We start from the raw sequence: 15,033 nt of genomic DNA, 5'->3' as shown, positions 1-15,033 counted from the left end.
GCGACACTAATAAAAATGCAAAGCCAAGCTGCAGAAAGCCTTAATCCCCCTGCCGTCAGCTCTACCTTCACCCACGGCGTCGTCGACAGTTTACCGATCGTCATCGGCTATGTGCCGGTGGCTTTTGCTTTTGGCCTGAGCGCCGTTAAGCTGGGATTCTCCCCGCTGGAGAGCATCTTCTTTTCCTGCATTATCTATGCCGGTGCCAGCCAGTTTGTGATCACCGCCCTGCTGAGTGCCGGTATGTCGCTGTGGGTTTCCGCGCTGACAGTGATGGCAATGGACATACGGCATCTGCTGTATGGCCCCGCTCTGCGCCACCGTATCGTTTCACGCATGTCGGGCGGTAAAACCGCACTCTGGGCCTTTGGCCTGACCGACGAGGTGTTCGCCGCCGCTACCGCCAAGCTGATGCGTAATAACCGCAGCTGGAGCGAGAACTGGATGATCGGTATTTCACTGTGCTCCTGGCTTTCCTGGGTGGCGGGAACCGCCATCGGTGCGCTGTTCGGTAACGGGCCGCTGGAGCAATACCCGGTGATTGAAGCCTCGTTGTCCTTTATGTTGCCGGCGCTGTTCCTCAGCTTCCTGCTGGCAGCCTTCAGGCGTCCGCAAAGTCTGACTATCGCCGCCGCACTGGCTGGCGCACTGCTCGGCGTGGTGCTGTTTTCTATCCCCGTCGCCATTTTAGCCGGCATCAGCGCCGGCTGTATTGCCGCCCTGTTCCAACCCACTGTAACGGAGGCGATTGATGAACACTGATGTGGTGATGATTGGCCTGGTGGTCGGTTGCGCAAATTACCTGTTTCGCTACTTACCCTTACGCCTGGCACCCGCACGTGCCCAACCGGGGATCAAGCGCGGTAAAACCGCACTGTTGCTCGACAGCATTGGTATCGCCTCGATTTGTGCACTGTTGGTGGTTTCCAGCACGCCGGTGGTGATGCGCGAACCGGACAAACTGTGGCCGACGCTGATCGGTTTTGCGGCGCTGGGGCTGTGCTTTTACCGCAGTAAAAGCATCATTCTGTCCACGCTGTGTGGCGCAGTCGCCTTTGGCATCACGTTAAAAATATTTATGATTCTCGCTCCAGCCAGCCTTTGATTTTGTCCGTCATCCCCAGGCTAAGCAGTCGTTCGCGAATGGGTCGTTGACAAACAACTTACAAATGACACGAATTGCTAAATTATTCGCACGGCTGAAGATTTACATTATTAATCACTATCGTTACTATCTCGAACGAAATTAATGAGGCCCAAAATTATGGAAAGCTCGTTTACTCCCATTGAACAAATGCTTAATTTCCGTGCAAAACGTCAGAAAGATTTTCCTTATCAGGAAATTCTGTTGACCCGGCTGTGCATGCATATGCAAAGCAAGCTGCTGGAAAACCGCAATAAAATGCTCAAGGCACAAGGGATTAACGAAACACTGTTTATGGCGCTGATTACTCTGGATGCGCAGGAGAGTCACAGCATTCAGCCTTCTGAGCTAAGCTCTGCTCTGGGCTCGTCACGCACCAATGCCACGCGGATTGCCGATGAACTGGAAAAACGCGGCTGGATTGAACGCCGGGAAAGCGACCATGACCGTCGTTGCCTGCATCTGCACATGACGCCGCAGGGAGAAGAGTTTCTCAACCAATTGCTGCCACCGCAGCACAAATGTCTGCATTTCCTGTGGTCCACGCTGAACGATGATGAACAGCAGCAGCTGGAACAGCTGACGCGCAAATTGTTAACGCGTCTGGACCAGATGGAAGTTTCAGGACAGTTATCCCAATAATTTCTGTTCAGGTAACCGACTATGCGATCCCCGTTTAACTGGAGATTCACCCCGCTGTTCGCCGTATTGCTGCTGGCCGGGTGCGCCTCTACCGACAATATTGCCCCGCAATCCACCCTGATGGACTCGCAGAGCCTGCAACTGTCACAGCCGAAGGTCAGCTCGCTGAACGTTAGCCCACAGTGGTGGCGTTCGCTTAACGATCCGCAGCTCGACAGCCTGATGACCCAGACGCTGCAAAGCTCGCCGACGCTGAGACAGGCGGCCGGTCGCGTGCGTGAGGCACAGAGCGTGGTGGGTGAAGCCAGTGCGGCCAACGGCCCGAATCTGGATCTGAACGCCAGCAGCAACCGTCAGAAAGTCCCGCAGAACGTCAACCTGGGACTGGGCTACCCGCATCAGCCGATCTACGAGACGTCCAACTCGCTGGGGCTGAACCTGGCCTATGAGTTTGACTGGTGGGGTAAATACCGCAATCAGGTTAACGCCGCCAAGGCACAGGTCGATGCAGCCCGCGCCGAGCAGGAACAGGCTGCGCTGACGTTGACCAGCTCGGTGGCCTCTGCCTATTACCAGTTGCAGAGCAATTTCGCGCTGGAAAAACTGCTGCAGCAGGAAGTGGACAACAACCAAAGCCTGACGGATTTGCGTCAACAGCAATATAAAGCCGGCATCACCGGCGTTGATGTTCCGCAGCAAAGTCAGGCGCAGGCCGACGGCGCCAAACAGCAGATCCTGCAACTGCAATCGCAGATTGAACAACTTAGACACCAGTTGGCCGCGTTGGCCGGCCAGGGCCCGAGCGCCATGCAACACCTGCGCCCGGTGGCTCTGCCCGCCAACACTCTGATGGCGCCAAAAGGTGAGCTGACCGCCGATCTGCTGGGCAAACGCCCGGATATCGCCGCGCAACGTCAGTTGGTGGAGTCCTATAACCAACGCGTCAGCGCAGCCCGTAAAGAATTTTACCCCAGCCTGACCATTTCAGCCTTTGCCGGCCTGACCACCACTAACACCAGTGGTACCAGCCCGAATCTGTTTGAAGCGGCCAGCCAGGCCTGGAACGTGGTGCCGGCAATTTCATTGCCGATCTTCCACGCTGGTGCACTGCGCAGCAAGCTGGGTGAAGAGTCCGCGCTGTATGACCAGGCAGTGGAATCTTATAACCAAACTATCCTGAATGCCGTGCAGGAAACCGCCGATGCCATTACCGTCCAACAAAGCACTGCGCAACAGCAGCTGCAGGCGGCATCTGCGTCCCAATCGATGCAACAGGTGTACCGCGTCGCTAACGCTCGATACCAGGCAGGGATTATCGGGCGCGACCAGTTGTTAACCAGCCAGACGCAGCTCTTGCAGCAGCAACAGGCGGAACTGAATGCCAACAGCAACTTGCTGCAGGCGAAGATAGGACTGATCCGTGCGCTGGGCGGTGGCTATCAGGCCCCGGTCACTGCGGATTCAAAAGCATAATAAAATAGAGAGCTTGGAGAACACCATGAGCGCAAGTGCGGAGACTCAGACCCCGCCACAACCGGCCGGCAAAAAGAAACAGCGTAAATTTTGGCTGCTGTTGCTGACGGTTATTTTCGTTGTTATTGGGGTGGCATATTTAGTGTATTGGTTCCTGGTGTTGCGTCATCATCAGGAAACGGACGACGCCTATGTGGCCGGCAACCAGGTGCAGATCATGGCCCAGGTGAACGGTAGCGTTAACAGCGTCAACTTCGACAATACCGACTACGTGAAGCAGGGGGATGTGCTACTCACGCTGGATCCGACCGATGCCGAACAGGCGCTCGAACGCGCCAAAACCGGCCTGGCCAACAGCGTGCGTCAGACCCACCAGCTGATCATCAACAGCAAGCAGTATCAGGCCAACATTGCCCTGCGCAAATCTGACCTGAGCAAGGCCGAAAGCGACTTGAAACGCCGCGTGGTACTGGGCAGCCTTGACGCCATCGGCCGTGAAGAACTGCAACATGCGCGTGATGCGGTCGACAGCGCCAAAGCGGCGTTGGAAGTGGCGGTTCAACAATACAACGCCAACCAGGCGATGGTATTGAACACCCCGCTGGAGCAACAGCCGGCGATTCAACAGTCCGCTGCGCAAATGCGTGACGCCTGGCTGGCGCTGCAACGTACCAAAATCATCAGCCCGATCACCGGCTATGTGTCTCGCCGCAGCGTACAGGTTGGCGCGCAAATCGCCGCCGGTTCCCCGCTGATGGCGGTGGTGCCTGCCGATCACATCTGGGTGGACGCCAACTTCAAGGAAACTCAGATCGCCAATATGCGCATCGGTCAGTCGGCCACCGTGGTCAGTGACATTTACGGTGACGACGTGGTGTACAGCGGCAAAGTAGTCGGTATCGATATGGGCACCGGCAGCGCCTTCTCACTGCTGCCTGCACAGAACGCCACCGGTAACTGGATCAAGGTGGTTCAGCGTCTGCCGGTACGTATTGAGCTGGATGCCAAGCAAATCGCCGATCATCCGCTGCGTATCGGTCTGTCAACGCTGGTGAAAGTTGACACCACCAACCTGGATGGCCGCGTGCTGTCTGACGTGGTGCGTGACAAGCCGCTGTACCAGACCAACGCATTGGCGTTGAACCTGGCGCCGGTTAACCAGATGATCGCTGACGTGATCCATGCGAATGCCGGCTAAGCGCGTGGGAGGCTACCTTGGCACAGAAACCGCTTGAAGGTGCCCAGCTCGCCTGGATGACGGTCGCGCTCGCCATGGCGACCTTTATGCAGGTACTGGACTCCACCATTGCCAACGTGGCGATCCCGACCATTGCGGGGAACCTCGGGTCTTCCAACTCGCAGGGCACCTGGGTGATCACCTCGTTTGGCGTGGCGAACGCCATCTCGATCCCGATTACCGGCTGGTTGGCGAAGCGCGTCGGTGAAGTGCGACTGTTCCTGTGGTCCACCGCGCTGTTCGTGCTCGCTTCCTGGCTGTGCGGCATCTCCAACAGCCTGGGCATGCTGATCTTCTTCCGCGTGATCCAGGGTGTGGTCGCGGGGCCGTTGATCCCGCTGTCGCAGAGCCTGTTGCTGAACAACTATCCGCCCGCCAAGCGAGCGATGGCCCTGGCGCTATGGTCGATGACGGTGATCGTCGCGCCCATATTCGGGCCGATCCTCGGCGGTTATATCAGTGACAACTATCACTGGGGCTGGATCTTCTTCATCAACATCCCGATTGGCGCCGTAGTGATCCTGGTGGCGATGTCGACGTTGAAAGGCAGGGAAACCAAAACCGAGATCAAACCGATCGACACCGTCGGTCTGGTGCTGTTGATCGTCGGGATTGGCTCGCTGCAGGTGATGCTCGATCAGGGTAAGGAGCTGGACTGGTTCAACTCAACCGAGATAATCGTGCTGACGGTAGTGGCAGTGGTGGCGCTGGTGTTCCTGATAATCTGGGAACTGACGGACGACCACCCGGTGGTGGATCTGTCGCTGTTCAAGTCACGCAACTTTACCGTCGGCTGCCTGTGTATCAGTCTGGCCTATATGCTGTACTTCGGTGCCATTGTGCTATTGCCACAGTTGCTGCAGGAGGTATATGGCTATACCGCCACCTGGGCAGGATTGGCTTCGGCACCGATCGGATTGATACCGGTCTTGCTGTCGCCGATCATCGGTAAGTTCGGTAACCGGCTCGACATGCGCCGACTGGTGACCTTCAGCTTCATTATGTATGCCGTGTGCTTCTACTGGCGCGCCTATACGTTTGAACCGGGAATGGATTTTGGCGCCTCGGCCTGGCCGCAGTTTGTCCAGGGCTTCGCCATCGCCTGCTTCTTTATGCCATTGACCACCATTACGCTGTCCGGCCTGCCGCCGGAACGTATGGCAGCGGCATCGAGCCTGTCGAACTTTACCCGTACGCTGGCGGGGTCGATCGGGACGTCGATCACCACCACCCTGTGGACGCAGCGCGAATCGCAGCATCACTCACAGCTGGCGGAGTTTGTGAATCCTTACAGCCCGCAGTCGCAGGATATGTACCGGCAACTGGAACAGATTGGCATGAGCAAGCAGCAGGCGTCGGCTTATATCGCCAACGAGATCACCGCACAGGGGCTGATTATCTCGGCTAACGAGATATTCTGGCTGTCGGCTGGGGTGTTCCTGATCCTGCTGGCGCTGGTCTGGGTGGCGAAACCGCCATTCAGCTCCGGCGGTGGGGGCGGCGGCGCTCACTAAACAGCAGAAAACAAAACGGGCGCCCTGAGGCGCCCGTTTTTTATGACATATTATGTATACCCTATGAATTTCAAGTTGTAGCTAGGCGACCAACTCACTCATCCCCAGACGCTTACTCTAGTAAGTAACTGGGGTGAGTTAGTGCAGGTAACAACGCTGCAGCTTGAAAGGCGACGGGTATATCAAGCTTGGTTTTGACGCCACCAGTCAGCCAGCAAAATGCCGGTCGCGACCGATACGTTCAGACTTTCCACCTTGCCGGTACCGCCGATAGACACATTCATGTCACCCTGCTGCCAGGCACTGTCGCTCAGACCGTCACGTTCCTGACCCAGTACCAGTACCATTTTGGCCGGCAGTTTAGCCTGCGCCAGTGGGGTCCCTTTGTGGCTCGAGGTGGTGACGATGGCGTAACCCGCCTTGCGGAAGGTATCCAGCACCGACAGGAAATCATCGGCGTTAATTGCCTTGATGTGTTCCGCGCCGCCTTCAGCCGTACGCACTGCTGCACCAGACTCCAGCACCGCCGGATCCTGCAACAATACGCCGTTAACGCCAAAGTGAGCACAAGAACGGACGATAGCACCCAGGTTGTGCGGGTTACCCACTTCTTCCAACGCCAGCACGCAGTCTTTCGCCGGAGCTTCTTTCAGATAGGTTTGCGCATCCAGACCCTGGCGCTTCTTAATCAGGAAGCAGACGCCGCCGTGGTGTTCGGTGCCGGACGCTTTGGCCAGCTCTTCTTCATCCACCACGTGGTAGGCCTTGCGGTTCGCCGCCATCCAGCGCAGTGCTTCACGAAAACGTGGCGTGACCGACTGTACGAACCAGGCGCGGACGATAGCGTCCGGACGGCTGGCAAACAGGGCCTGACAGGCGTTTTCACCGTAAACGCGGGTTTCTTCCGCACGCTGACGACGCAACTGTTCTGGATCGATAAAGCTTTTACCGCTGATGCCACCGTGATCAAACGCCGGCTCTTCTTCCGGGCCACGTGACACAGTTTTCCACGGCGAATCATAACCGCCACGGTCTTCAGTGTGCGCTGGACGGCGAGGACGATCGCTTTCACTGCGGCGGGAATCAGAGCCAGAGCCACGGCGATCATTATTACCGCGCGGCTTGTCCTGACCGGTACGGCCCGAAGTGCGCGCACCGTCTGCCGGACGGCCTTTGCCGGCCGGACGCTTATTCTTGTTACGGTCGTCGCTGCTGCTGTCGTCGTCACTGCGGACGTACATCACTTTAACTTTACCGTTCTTGCCACTAAATGAATCGTTCATTTTCTTCTCCACCAACGCGCAGGGCGCGAAGATTACCTGATGTTAGGGTGCTAAGCCACCTACTTGCGCTAAAAGCTAACAACTATCGTATTCATCGAACAAACCTCTTTGTTCATTGCCCCACTTTTAACGATAATAAGCAGCATTAAAGAAACATATCCGCAACCCGAGTGCGGTGTGTCGTGCTTTCTCAGTATCCGAGGTCATCATGAATACAGTTTGTCCAGCTTGTAATGCCACCAACCGCGTCCCTGAAGAACGAGTGGCTGACGGTGCGAAATGCGGCCGCTGTGGCCATGCGCTCTTTGACGGCGAGGTGATCAACGCCACCGCCGCCACACTGGACGCGTTGTTGCAGGATGGCCTGCCGGTGGTGGTCGATTTTTGGGCACCCTGGTGCGGCCCTTGCGTCAGTTTTGCCCCGACCTTCGAAGACGTCGCCGAAGAGCGCGCCGGCAAAGTCCGCTTCGTGAAGGTCAATACCGAGGCCGAACCCGAACTGAGCGCCCGCTTCCGCATTCGCAGCATTCCGACCATTATGCTGTTCCGCGATGGGAAAATGGTCGACATGCTCAACGGTGCCATGCCAAAAACGCCGTTCGATAACTGGCTCAATGAACTAGTTTAACGCAGAAAGTATAGGCGGTGTTGCCCATTGTGGATGACACCGCTAGGATCCAATCCAGCCCGACTGTTCCCGTCGGGCTTTTTTCTGCGTTACAATGGCGGTTTTCCCCGAGATCTTTATGACCGACAACGCCGTACTTCGCCTGCGCCAAATTCGCTTGGAACGCTCTACCCGCCCCTTTCTGGCGCGTGGCAACCGCGTACCGCGTTGTCAGGGCTGCCTGCTGCCCCATAAGAACTGCCTGTGTGACACTATTCAGCCGCAGCCGGCCGCCAGCCGTTTTTGCCTGATCATGTTTGGTGCAGAGCCGCTGAAGCCGAGCAATACCGGCCGACTGATCGCCGATATTCTGCCGGAGACTCAGGCATTTCTTTGGTCGCGCACTGAAGTAGACCCAGCCCTGCTGGCGGCCATTAACGATCCCGAACGCCAGCCTTACGTGGTGTTTCCCGCGTCCTATGCCGCCCCCGAGCGGCCAGTATTCAGCGAACTGCCCGCCGGTGGCAAACCGCCGCTGTTTATTATGCTCGACGGCACCTGGACCGAGGCGAGCAAAATGTTCCGTAAAAGCCCGTACCTCAATCAGTTCCCGGTGTTCTCACTCAACGTGACCGCCGCTTCCAACTACCAACTGCGCGAAGCCAGCCGCACCGAGCAGCACTGCACGGCTGAAGTGGCGACAGCGCTGTTGCAGCAGGCCGGTGATGTGGCCGCCGCCGACGGGCTGGCCCAGCATTTTCACTATTTCCGTCAACAGTATCTGGCAGGGAAACCTACCCGGCCGGAGGCACCGGTCACAGCAAAGCCGTCGCAAAACGCCTAAAATCAGGCGTAACGTTGCCTAAAGGAGTCGTGCATGAGCCAGCGAGGGTTAGAAGCGCTTTTACGTCCTAAATCGATTGCCGTTCTCGGCGCTTCACAACAGCCCGGCCGCGCCGGTAACCTGATGATGAGCAACCTGCTGGCCGGTGGCTTCAACGGGCCGGTGATGCCGGTGACGCCACGCTACAAGGCCGTGTGCGGTGTCATGGCCTACCCGGACGTCGCCAGCCTGCCAATCAGCCCCGATTTGGCGATACTTTGCACCCATGCACAGCGCAACCTGGCACTGATTGAAGATCTGGGGCAACGCGGCTGCAAAACCGCCATTGTGCTCTCCTCCCCGCCGGAACAGTTCGCCGAGCTGAAAGCCTGCGCGCAGCGTTATTCGATGCGCCTACTGGGGCCAAACAGTCTGGGTCTGCTGGCGCCGTGGCAAGGTATCAACGCCAGTTTTTCACCGGTGCCTATCCTCAAGGGCAAGCTGGCGTTTATTTCCCAGTCTGCCGCCGTGGCCAACACCATTCTCGACTGGGCGCAACAGCGTGAAGTCGGCTTTTCCTATTTTATCGCGCTGGGCGACAGCCTGGATATTGACGTCGACGACCTGCTGGATTTTCTGGCGCGCGACAGTAAAACCAGCGCCATCCTGCTGTACCTGGAAAATATCAGCGACGCACGACGCTTTTTATCCGCCTCGCGCAGCGCTTCACGCAACAAGCCGATTCTGGTGGTTAAAAGCGGCCGCAGCCAGCAGGCCCAGCTGTTGCTCAACAGCCAACAGGGGTTGGATGCCGCCTACGATGCCGCCATCCAGCGCGCCGGTTTGTTGCGCGTACAGGATACCCATGAGCTGTTCTCGGCAGTAGAAACCCTAAGCCATATGCACCCGCTGCGCGGAGAGCGGTTGATGATCGTCAGCAACGGTGCCGCTCCTGCCGCAATGGCCCTGGACGAACTGCTGGGCCGCAACGGCAAGCTGGCGCAGTTAGGGGATGAGATCCTGGCTCGGCTTGGCGAAAGCTTGCCCGAGTTTATCCACGCGGGGAATCCAATCGATCTGCGTGATGATGCGACGCCACAACGTTATCTGGCGGCGGTCAAAACGCTGCTCGACAGTCATGACTACGACGCCCTGCTGCTGATCCACGCGCCAAGCGCAGCGGCCCCGGGCACCCTCACCGCCGAACGGATTATCGAGGCGGTGCGCCAACACCCGCGTGGTAAACGTATTACGCTGCTCACCAACTGGTGCGGCGAATACTCTTCGCAGGAAGCCCGGCGACTGTTTACCGAGGCCGGCATTCCAACCTACCGTACCCCGGAAGGCGCGGTGACCGCGTTTATGCATATGGTGGAATATCGCCGTAATCAGAAACAGCTAAAAGAGACACCGGCGCTGCCGGTCGGCCTGACCGCCAACACCGCCGATGCCCATAGGCTGATTCAGCAGGCGCTGGCCGAAGGCGCTACGCAGCTCGATACTCACGAGGTGCAATCCATTCTGCAGGCCTATGACCTGACGACGCTGCCGACCTGGATTGCCGAAGACAGCGCCGAAGCGGTGCATATAGCCGAACAAATTGGCTACCCGGTCGCCTTGAAACTGCGTTCGCCGGATATTCCCCATAAGTCTGAAGTCCAGGGCGTTATGCTCTATTTACGCACCGCCACCGAGGTGCAGCGTGCCGCAGAGGCTATTCTGGATCGGGTAAAACGCACCTATCCGCAGGCGCGTATTCATGGCCTGCTGGTACAGAGCATGGCCAACCGCGCCGGCGCTCAGGAATTGCGTATAGCGGTGGAACAGGATGCCATTTTTGGCCCACTGATCATGCTGGGTGAAGGCGGCATCGAATGGCGGCAGGAAAATCAGGTCGCAGTGGCGTTACCGCCGCTGAATATGGCGCTGGCGCGCTATCTGGTATTGCAGGCAGTGAAAGGTGGCAAGATCCGCGGGCGCAGTGCCCTGAGGCCTCTGGATATTCCCGGACTGAGCCGCCTGCTGGTTCAGGTATCCAACCTGATCCTCGACTGCCCGGAAATCACCCGGCTGGATATCCACCCGGTACTGGCTTCCGGCAGCGAATTCACCCTGTTGGACGTTTCCATGCAGCTTGCTCCGTTTGAGGGTGACCCGCAGGCACGGCTGGCCATCCGCCCCTATCCCCATGAGCTGGAAGAGACCATTGGCTTGAAAGACGGTTCACAATGCCTGTTCCGGCCTATCCTGCCGGAGGATGAGCCTGCACTGAAACACTTTATCGATCGCGTAACCAAGGAAGATCTCTACTATCGCTACTTCAGTGAGATCAACGAGTTTACCCATGACGATTTGGCTAACATGACGCAGATCGACTACGATCGGGAGATGGCTTTTGTCGCCGTGCGCGATGAGCAGATTATCGGCGTAACGCGCGCCCTGTCCGATCCGGACAATACCGACGCGGAATTCGCCGTGCTGGTGCGCTCCGACCTGAAAGGGCTGGGACTGGGCCGTCAACTGTTGGAAAAAATGATTGCCTATGCCCGTGCCCACGGGCTGACCCGTCTGACCGGGATCACCATGCCAAACAACCGCGGCATGATAGGACTGGCACAACGGCTGGGCTTCGGTATCGATGTGCAACTGGAGGACGGTATCGTCAATTTGACCCTGCCGCTGCAGACGGAGGAAGCGCAGTGACCTGTGTCGCAATGCGCTACGAATCCACCACTTAACGCCAAAACATACGCACAATCGAGGCAACTAGTGGTATTATCGCCCGATTATTCGATTTATTGTTTTTCCGTATTTGGCGTTCTGGCCATCTAATCATGAGAGAAGAAGCGCACTGTGATGTTGTCAAAATTTAAACGTAGCAAACATCAACAACACCTTGCACAACTGCCCAAACTCCCCCAGACGGTAGCTGATGTACGCACTTTGTACACGCCGTCTGATTACCGCGCCACCCTGCTGGAATTAATCGCTAACGCCACCCAACGCATTTATCTGGTCGCTCTGTATCTGGAGCACGACGACGCCGGGCGCGATATTCTCAACGCACTTTATCAGGCGAAGCAGCGGTGTCCCGAGCTGGAGATTTGCATTCTGGTCGACTGGCATCGCGCCCAGCGTGGGCGCATCGGTGCCGCGGCCGCCAATACCAATGCTGACTGGTACTGCGCCATGGCAGACCAGCATCCGGGGTTGCCCGTGCCAATATACGGCGTGCCGGTCAATACCCGTGAAGCCTTGGGCGTGTTGCATCTGAAAGGTTTTGTTGTCGACGATACCGTGATTTACAGCGGTGCCAGTATCAACGACGTTTACCTGCATCAGCATGAGAAATACCGCTACGATCGCTACCAGTTGATCACCAACAACCCGTTGGCCAATACCCTGATCGATTACATCAAACAACACCTGCTGACTGCCGGTGCCGTACAGCGTTTGGATCGTGACGATCGTCCCAAAAGCCCAGAGATCAAAAACGAAACTCGCCTGTTCCGCTTTGGCCTGCGCCGCGCCGGCTATCAGTTTAGTAACAAGGCGAGCAACGATGAGCTGGCGGTAACACCGCTGGTTGGGCTGGGTAAACAAAGCGTGCTGAATAAAACCATTCACCACCTGATGTCCAGCGCAGATCAGAAACTGACGTTGTGTACCCCCTACTTCAACCTACCTGCCTTGCTGGTGCGTAATATCATCTATCTGCTGCGCCAGGGCAAACAGGTGGAAATCATTGTCGGTGACAAAACCGCTAATGACTTCTATATTCCGGAAGATCAGCCGTTCAAAATTATCGGTGCGCTGCCTTATCTGTACGAAATCAACCTGCGACGCTTTCTCAGCCGCCTGCAGCGTTATGTCGATACCGGTCAGCTGATTGTTCGGCTGTGGAAAGACGGTGATAACAGCTACCACCTGAAAGGCATGTGGGTAGATGACGAATGGCAGTTGATTACCGGCAATAACCTTAACCCACGCGCCTGGCGGTTGGATCTGGAGAATGCCATTCTGATCCACGATCCCAAGCAGGAACTGCGTGAGCAGCGGCACAAAGAGCTAGAGTGCATCCGTACCCATACCACCGTGGTGGGAAACTACCTGGACTTGCAAAGCATCCAGGAATATCCGATCAAAGTGCGTAAGTTGATCCGTCGTCTGCGCCGTATCCGCATCGACCGATTGATTAGCCGTATACTGTAACCGCGCTATAATTCAGCTATCGCAGACCCCGGCCCATGCCGGGGTTTTTTATGTGTCATGACAACAGGATGTTTTCATTATGCGCCTACTTCGCTGCCTGGCTGTGTTGCCCTTTTTACTGTTCACCAGTGGTTGTACTCATCTGGCCAATGACCGCTGGACCGGGAAAGACAAGGCTCAGCATTTTGTCTCTTCCGCCGTCTTTGCCGCCGCCGGTGCCGCTTATGGTGACCATCAAAACTGGAGTGAGGCCCGCAGCCGTAGCTTTGGCCTGATGTTCTCAATCGGGCTCGGTGCCGCCAAAGAACTGTATGACAGTCGCGAAGGTGGCACCGGCTGGAGCTGGAAGGATTTTGCCTGGGACGTAGCGGGCGCGGCTACCGGTTATAGCCTGTACCACGCTACCCGCTGATTCACAGTTGGATCTCTTTCCCCTTGCGATGCAAACGGAGCGAAACGATCAGCGCCAGTAGACACATGCCGGAAACATACCAGAAGAAGGCGTTTTCGATGCCGTACGACTTCAGCGACAGCGCAACATATTCTGCAGACCCGCCAAACATCGCGTTAGCCACCGCATAAGACAGACCAACCCCTAACGCCCGCACTTCTGGCGGGAACATCTCGGCTTTCAGCAACCCACTGATCGAGGTATAGAAACTGACGATGAATAAGGCCAGCACGATCAGGCCAAACGCCGCATAGGGGTTGGTGACGTTTTTCAGCGTCAGCAGGATTGGTACCGTCAGTAAGGTGGCGAACGAAGCAAAGATCAGCATTGAACTACGACGACCAATCTTATCCGATAATGCCCCAACCAACGGCTGCAACAACATGTAGATAAACAGGGCAGCGGTCATAATACCGCTGGCCAGCTTGGCATCCATCCCAGAGGTATTGACCAGATACTTTTGCATATAGGTGGTAAACGTATAGAAACTCAGCGAACCAGCAGCGGTAAAGCCCAGTACCATCAGGAAGGCCTTGCGATTCTTCCACAGCCCTTTCAGCGAACCGGCATCCTTATGATTACGGGTTTTAGCATCGGAAGTTTCATTTAGTGAGCGGCGCAGATATAACGCCACTACGGCCAATACCGCCCCTATTGCAAAGGGAACGCGCCAGCCCCAGGCTTTGAGTTCTTCGGTAGAAAGGATTTGCTGTAACGCCACCAGAACCAGCAGCGCCAACAGCTGGCCGCCAATAAGCGTGACATATTGGAAAGATGCATAGAAGCCGCGCCGCCCCTTTATGGCCACCTCACTCATATAAGTAGCGCTGGTGCCATATTCGCCACCAACCGACAGCCCCTGGAACAGGCGGGCAACCAGCAGCAGCACCGGCGCCCAACTGCCAATCGACTCATAGGTCGGTAAGCAGGCGATCACCAGGGATCCGGCGCACATCATACAGACGGAAATCAACATCGAGTTTTTACGGCCATGCTTATCGGCAATATAACCGAATAACCAGCCGCCGATCGGGCGCATAAAGAAACCAGCGGCAAACACACCGGCGGTTTGCAGCAGTTGAGTAGTGCTGTTGCCGGCAGGGAAAAACGAAGCGGCAAAGTAGATAGAGCAAAAGGAATAGACGTAAAAATCAAACCACTCCACCAGATTCCCTGATGAAGCCCCAACAATCGCGAAAATACGTTTCTTTTTGTCCTGAACTGCCAGATCGGCGGTATCCCCACCCTCAATGGCCGAGGTTGTTTCTGTCATTTTATATTCTCCGAGCCAGATAAACCGTGAAGTCGGCGTCCCGCCGTTTAAATGTAATTTAATTGTTAGTATTTAGTTAACGATTAAAACAAATAGCGGGCGAAGAATATAGCGTGATTTATGTGATGCGCATTGAAGACTGGGGTGAAAATTGAGTGGGATCGCGGCAATGCTTTATAGCGCACAAAACAACAAGCCCTACGCTTTCACGTAGGGCTTGTTGCTTTATTTGATGCCTGGCAGTGTCCTACTCTCGCATGGGGAGACCCCACACTACCATCGGCGCTACGGCGTTTCACTTCTGAGTTCGGCATGGGATCAGGTGGGACCACCGCGCTATGGCCGCCAGGCAAATTCTGTTTCATTCCAACCGC

At 56.5% G+C, this 15,033-nt stretch carries 13 protein-coding genes and 1 rRNA gene; 11 read left to right on the top strand and 3 right to left on the bottom strand.

Annotated features, from left to right (window positions below):
• Nucleotides 1-15: 15 nt before the first annotated feature.
• The 6 genes from OC597_RS24865 (at nucleotide 16) to emrB (ending at nucleotide 6,010) form a co-directional block, all read left to right on the top strand.
• Complete coding sequence (locus tag OC597_RS24865) at nucleotides 16-762, top strand: AzlC family ABC transporter permease (protein WP_261258833.1); 747 nt, start codon at nucleotides 16-18, stop codon at nucleotides 760-762.
• Entirely contained in the window at nucleotides 752-1,105 is a 354-nt protein-coding gene (gene ygaH, locus OC597_RS24860; RefSeq protein ID WP_262210943.1) for an L-valine transporter subunit YgaH, read from the top strand. Before OC597_RS24865 ends, ygaH begins: the two co-directional genes overlap by 11 nt.
• A gap of 159 nt (nucleotides 1,106-1,264) precedes the next feature.
• Nucleotides 1,265-1,786: a transcriptional repressor MprA gene (gene mprA / locus OC597_RS24855; protein ID WP_085118444.1), complete on the top strand. Its 522-nt coding sequence runs from the start codon at nucleotides 1,265-1,267 to the stop codon at nucleotides 1,784-1,786.
• A 21-nt stretch (nucleotides 1,787-1,807) separates the two neighbouring features.
• Nucleotides 1,808-3,259: an efflux transporter outer membrane subunit gene (locus OC597_RS24850; protein ID WP_261285983.1), complete on the top strand. Its 1,452-nt coding sequence runs from the start codon at nucleotides 1,808-1,810 to the stop codon at nucleotides 3,257-3,259.
• A 25-nt stretch (nucleotides 3,260-3,284) separates the two neighbouring features.
• Complete coding sequence (emrA, locus tag OC597_RS24845; protein ID WP_261258830.1) at nucleotides 3,285-4,457, top strand: multidrug efflux MFS transporter periplasmic adaptor subunit EmrA; 1,173 nt, start codon at nucleotides 3,285-3,287, stop codon at nucleotides 4,455-4,457.
• Between the two features lie 17 nt (nucleotides 4,458-4,474).
• Nucleotides 4,475-6,010 (top strand): multidrug efflux MFS transporter permease subunit EmrB, encoded by a 1,536-nt coding sequence (emrB, locus tag OC597_RS24840; RefSeq protein WP_261258829.1) that lies wholly within the window; start codon nucleotides 4,475-4,477, stop codon nucleotides 6,008-6,010.
• Nucleotides 6,011-6,192: 182 nt separating this feature from the next.
• Here emrB and OC597_RS24835 read toward each other — a convergent pair whose 3' ends face one another.
• Nucleotides 6,193-7,293 (bottom strand): tRNA/rRNA methyltransferase, encoded by a 1,101-nt coding sequence (locus OC597_RS24835; protein ID WP_261258828.1) that lies wholly within the window; start codon nucleotides 7,291-7,293, stop codon nucleotides 6,193-6,195.
• A 208-nt stretch (nucleotides 7,294-7,501) separates the two neighbouring features.
• Between OC597_RS24835 and trxC the strand changes: the two genes are divergently transcribed.
• The 5 genes from trxC (at nucleotide 7,502) to OC597_RS24810 (ending at nucleotide 13,347) form a co-directional block, all read left to right on the top strand.
• Nucleotides 7,502-7,921 (top strand): thioredoxin TrxC, encoded by a 420-nt coding sequence (gene trxC / locus OC597_RS24830; RefSeq protein WP_261258827.1) that lies wholly within the window; start codon nucleotides 7,502-7,504, stop codon nucleotides 7,919-7,921.
• Between the two features lie 118 nt (nucleotides 7,922-8,039).
• Nucleotides 8,040-8,744 (top strand): tRNA-uridine aminocarboxypropyltransferase, encoded by a 705-nt coding sequence (locus OC597_RS24825; protein WP_207979489.1) that lies wholly within the window; start codon nucleotides 8,040-8,042, stop codon nucleotides 8,742-8,744.
• Between the two features lie 33 nt (nucleotides 8,745-8,777).
• The gene (locus OC597_RS24820; RefSeq protein WP_262210938.1) at nucleotides 8,778-11,426 is read left to right on the top strand and encodes a bifunctional acetate--CoA ligase family protein/GNAT family N-acetyltransferase; all 2,649 of its coding nucleotides are present in this window, start codon (nucleotides 8,778-8,780) and stop codon (nucleotides 11,424-11,426) included.
• A 153-nt stretch (nucleotides 11,427-11,579) separates the two neighbouring features.
• The gene (gene pssA / locus OC597_RS24815; protein WP_261285985.1) at nucleotides 11,580-12,935 is read left to right on the top strand and encodes a CDP-diacylglycerol--serine O-phosphatidyltransferase; all 1,356 of its coding nucleotides are present in this window, start codon (nucleotides 11,580-11,582) and stop codon (nucleotides 12,933-12,935) included.
• Nucleotides 12,936-13,014: 79 nt separating this feature from the next.
• A complete protein-coding gene (locus OC597_RS24810) occupies nucleotides 13,015-13,347 on the top strand; it encodes a YfiM family lipoprotein (protein WP_261463782.1) in 333 nt (110 codons plus the stop codon).
• 1 nt (nucleotide 13,348) lies between these two features.
• On the opposite strand, the gene OC597_RS24805 is transcribed toward OC597_RS24810, so the two are convergent.
• Nucleotides 13,349-14,659: an MFS family transporter gene (locus OC597_RS24805; protein ID WP_261285987.1), complete on the bottom strand. Its 1,311-nt coding sequence runs from the start codon at nucleotides 14,657-14,659 to the stop codon at nucleotides 13,349-13,351.
• Nucleotides 14,660-14,893: 234 nt separating this feature from the next.
• A 5S ribosomal RNA gene (gene rrf, locus OC597_RS24800) occupies nucleotides 14,894-15,009 on the bottom strand.
• Nucleotides 15,010-15,033 lie beyond the last annotated feature (24 nt).

The sequence above is a fragment of the Serratia proteamaculans genome (genome assembly GCF_946227095.1).
In the GTDB taxonomy this organism is placed as follows: domain Bacteria; phylum Pseudomonadota; class Gammaproteobacteria; order Enterobacterales; family Enterobacteriaceae; genus Serratia; species Serratia proteamaculans_E.
The sequence above is the reverse complement of the archived record's forward strand: the minus strand, read 5'-3'. Positions and strand labels throughout refer to the sequence as shown.

Excerpts from the sequence above, each read along its gene's own strand:
- OC597_RS24865 (WP_261258833.1), top strand. The coding sequence starts at position 16 with ATGCAAAGCCAAGCTGCAGAAAGCCTTAATCCCCCTGCCGTCAGCTCT.
- ygaH (WP_262210943.1), top strand. The coding sequence starts at position 752 with ATGAACACTGATGTGGTGATGATTGGCCTGGTGGTCGGTTGCGCAAAT.
- mprA (WP_085118444.1), top strand. The coding sequence starts at position 1,265 with ATGGAAAGCTCGTTTACTCCCATTGAACAAATGCTTAATTTCCGTGCA.
- OC597_RS24850 (WP_261285983.1), top strand. The coding sequence starts at position 1,808 with ATGCGATCCCCGTTTAACTGGAGATTCACCCCGCTGTTCGCCGTATTG.
- emrA (WP_261258830.1), top strand. The coding sequence starts at position 3,285 with ATGAGCGCAAGTGCGGAGACTCAGACCCCGCCACAACCGGCCGGCAAA.
- OC597_RS24835 (WP_261258828.1), bottom strand. The coding sequence starts at position 7,293 with ATGAACGATTCATTTAGTGGCAAGAACGGTAAAGTTAAAGTGATGTAC.
- trxC (WP_261258827.1), top strand. The coding sequence starts at position 7,502 with ATGAATACAGTTTGTCCAGCTTGTAATGCCACCAACCGCGTCCCTGAA.
- OC597_RS24825 (WP_207979489.1), top strand. The coding sequence starts at position 8,040 with ATGACCGACAACGCCGTACTTCGCCTGCGCCAAATTCGCTTGGAACGC.
- OC597_RS24820 (WP_262210938.1), top strand. The coding sequence starts at position 8,778 with ATGAGCCAGCGAGGGTTAGAAGCGCTTTTACGTCCTAAATCGATTGCC.
- pssA (WP_261285985.1), top strand. The coding sequence starts at position 11,580 with ATGTTGTCAAAATTTAAACGTAGCAAACATCAACAACACCTTGCACAA.
- OC597_RS24810 (WP_261463782.1), top strand. The coding sequence starts at position 13,015 with ATGCGCCTACTTCGCTGCCTGGCTGTGTTGCCCTTTTTACTGTTCACC.
- OC597_RS24805 (WP_261285987.1), bottom strand. The coding sequence starts at position 14,659 with ATGACAGAAACAACCTCGGCCATTGAGGGTGGGGATACCGCCGATCTG.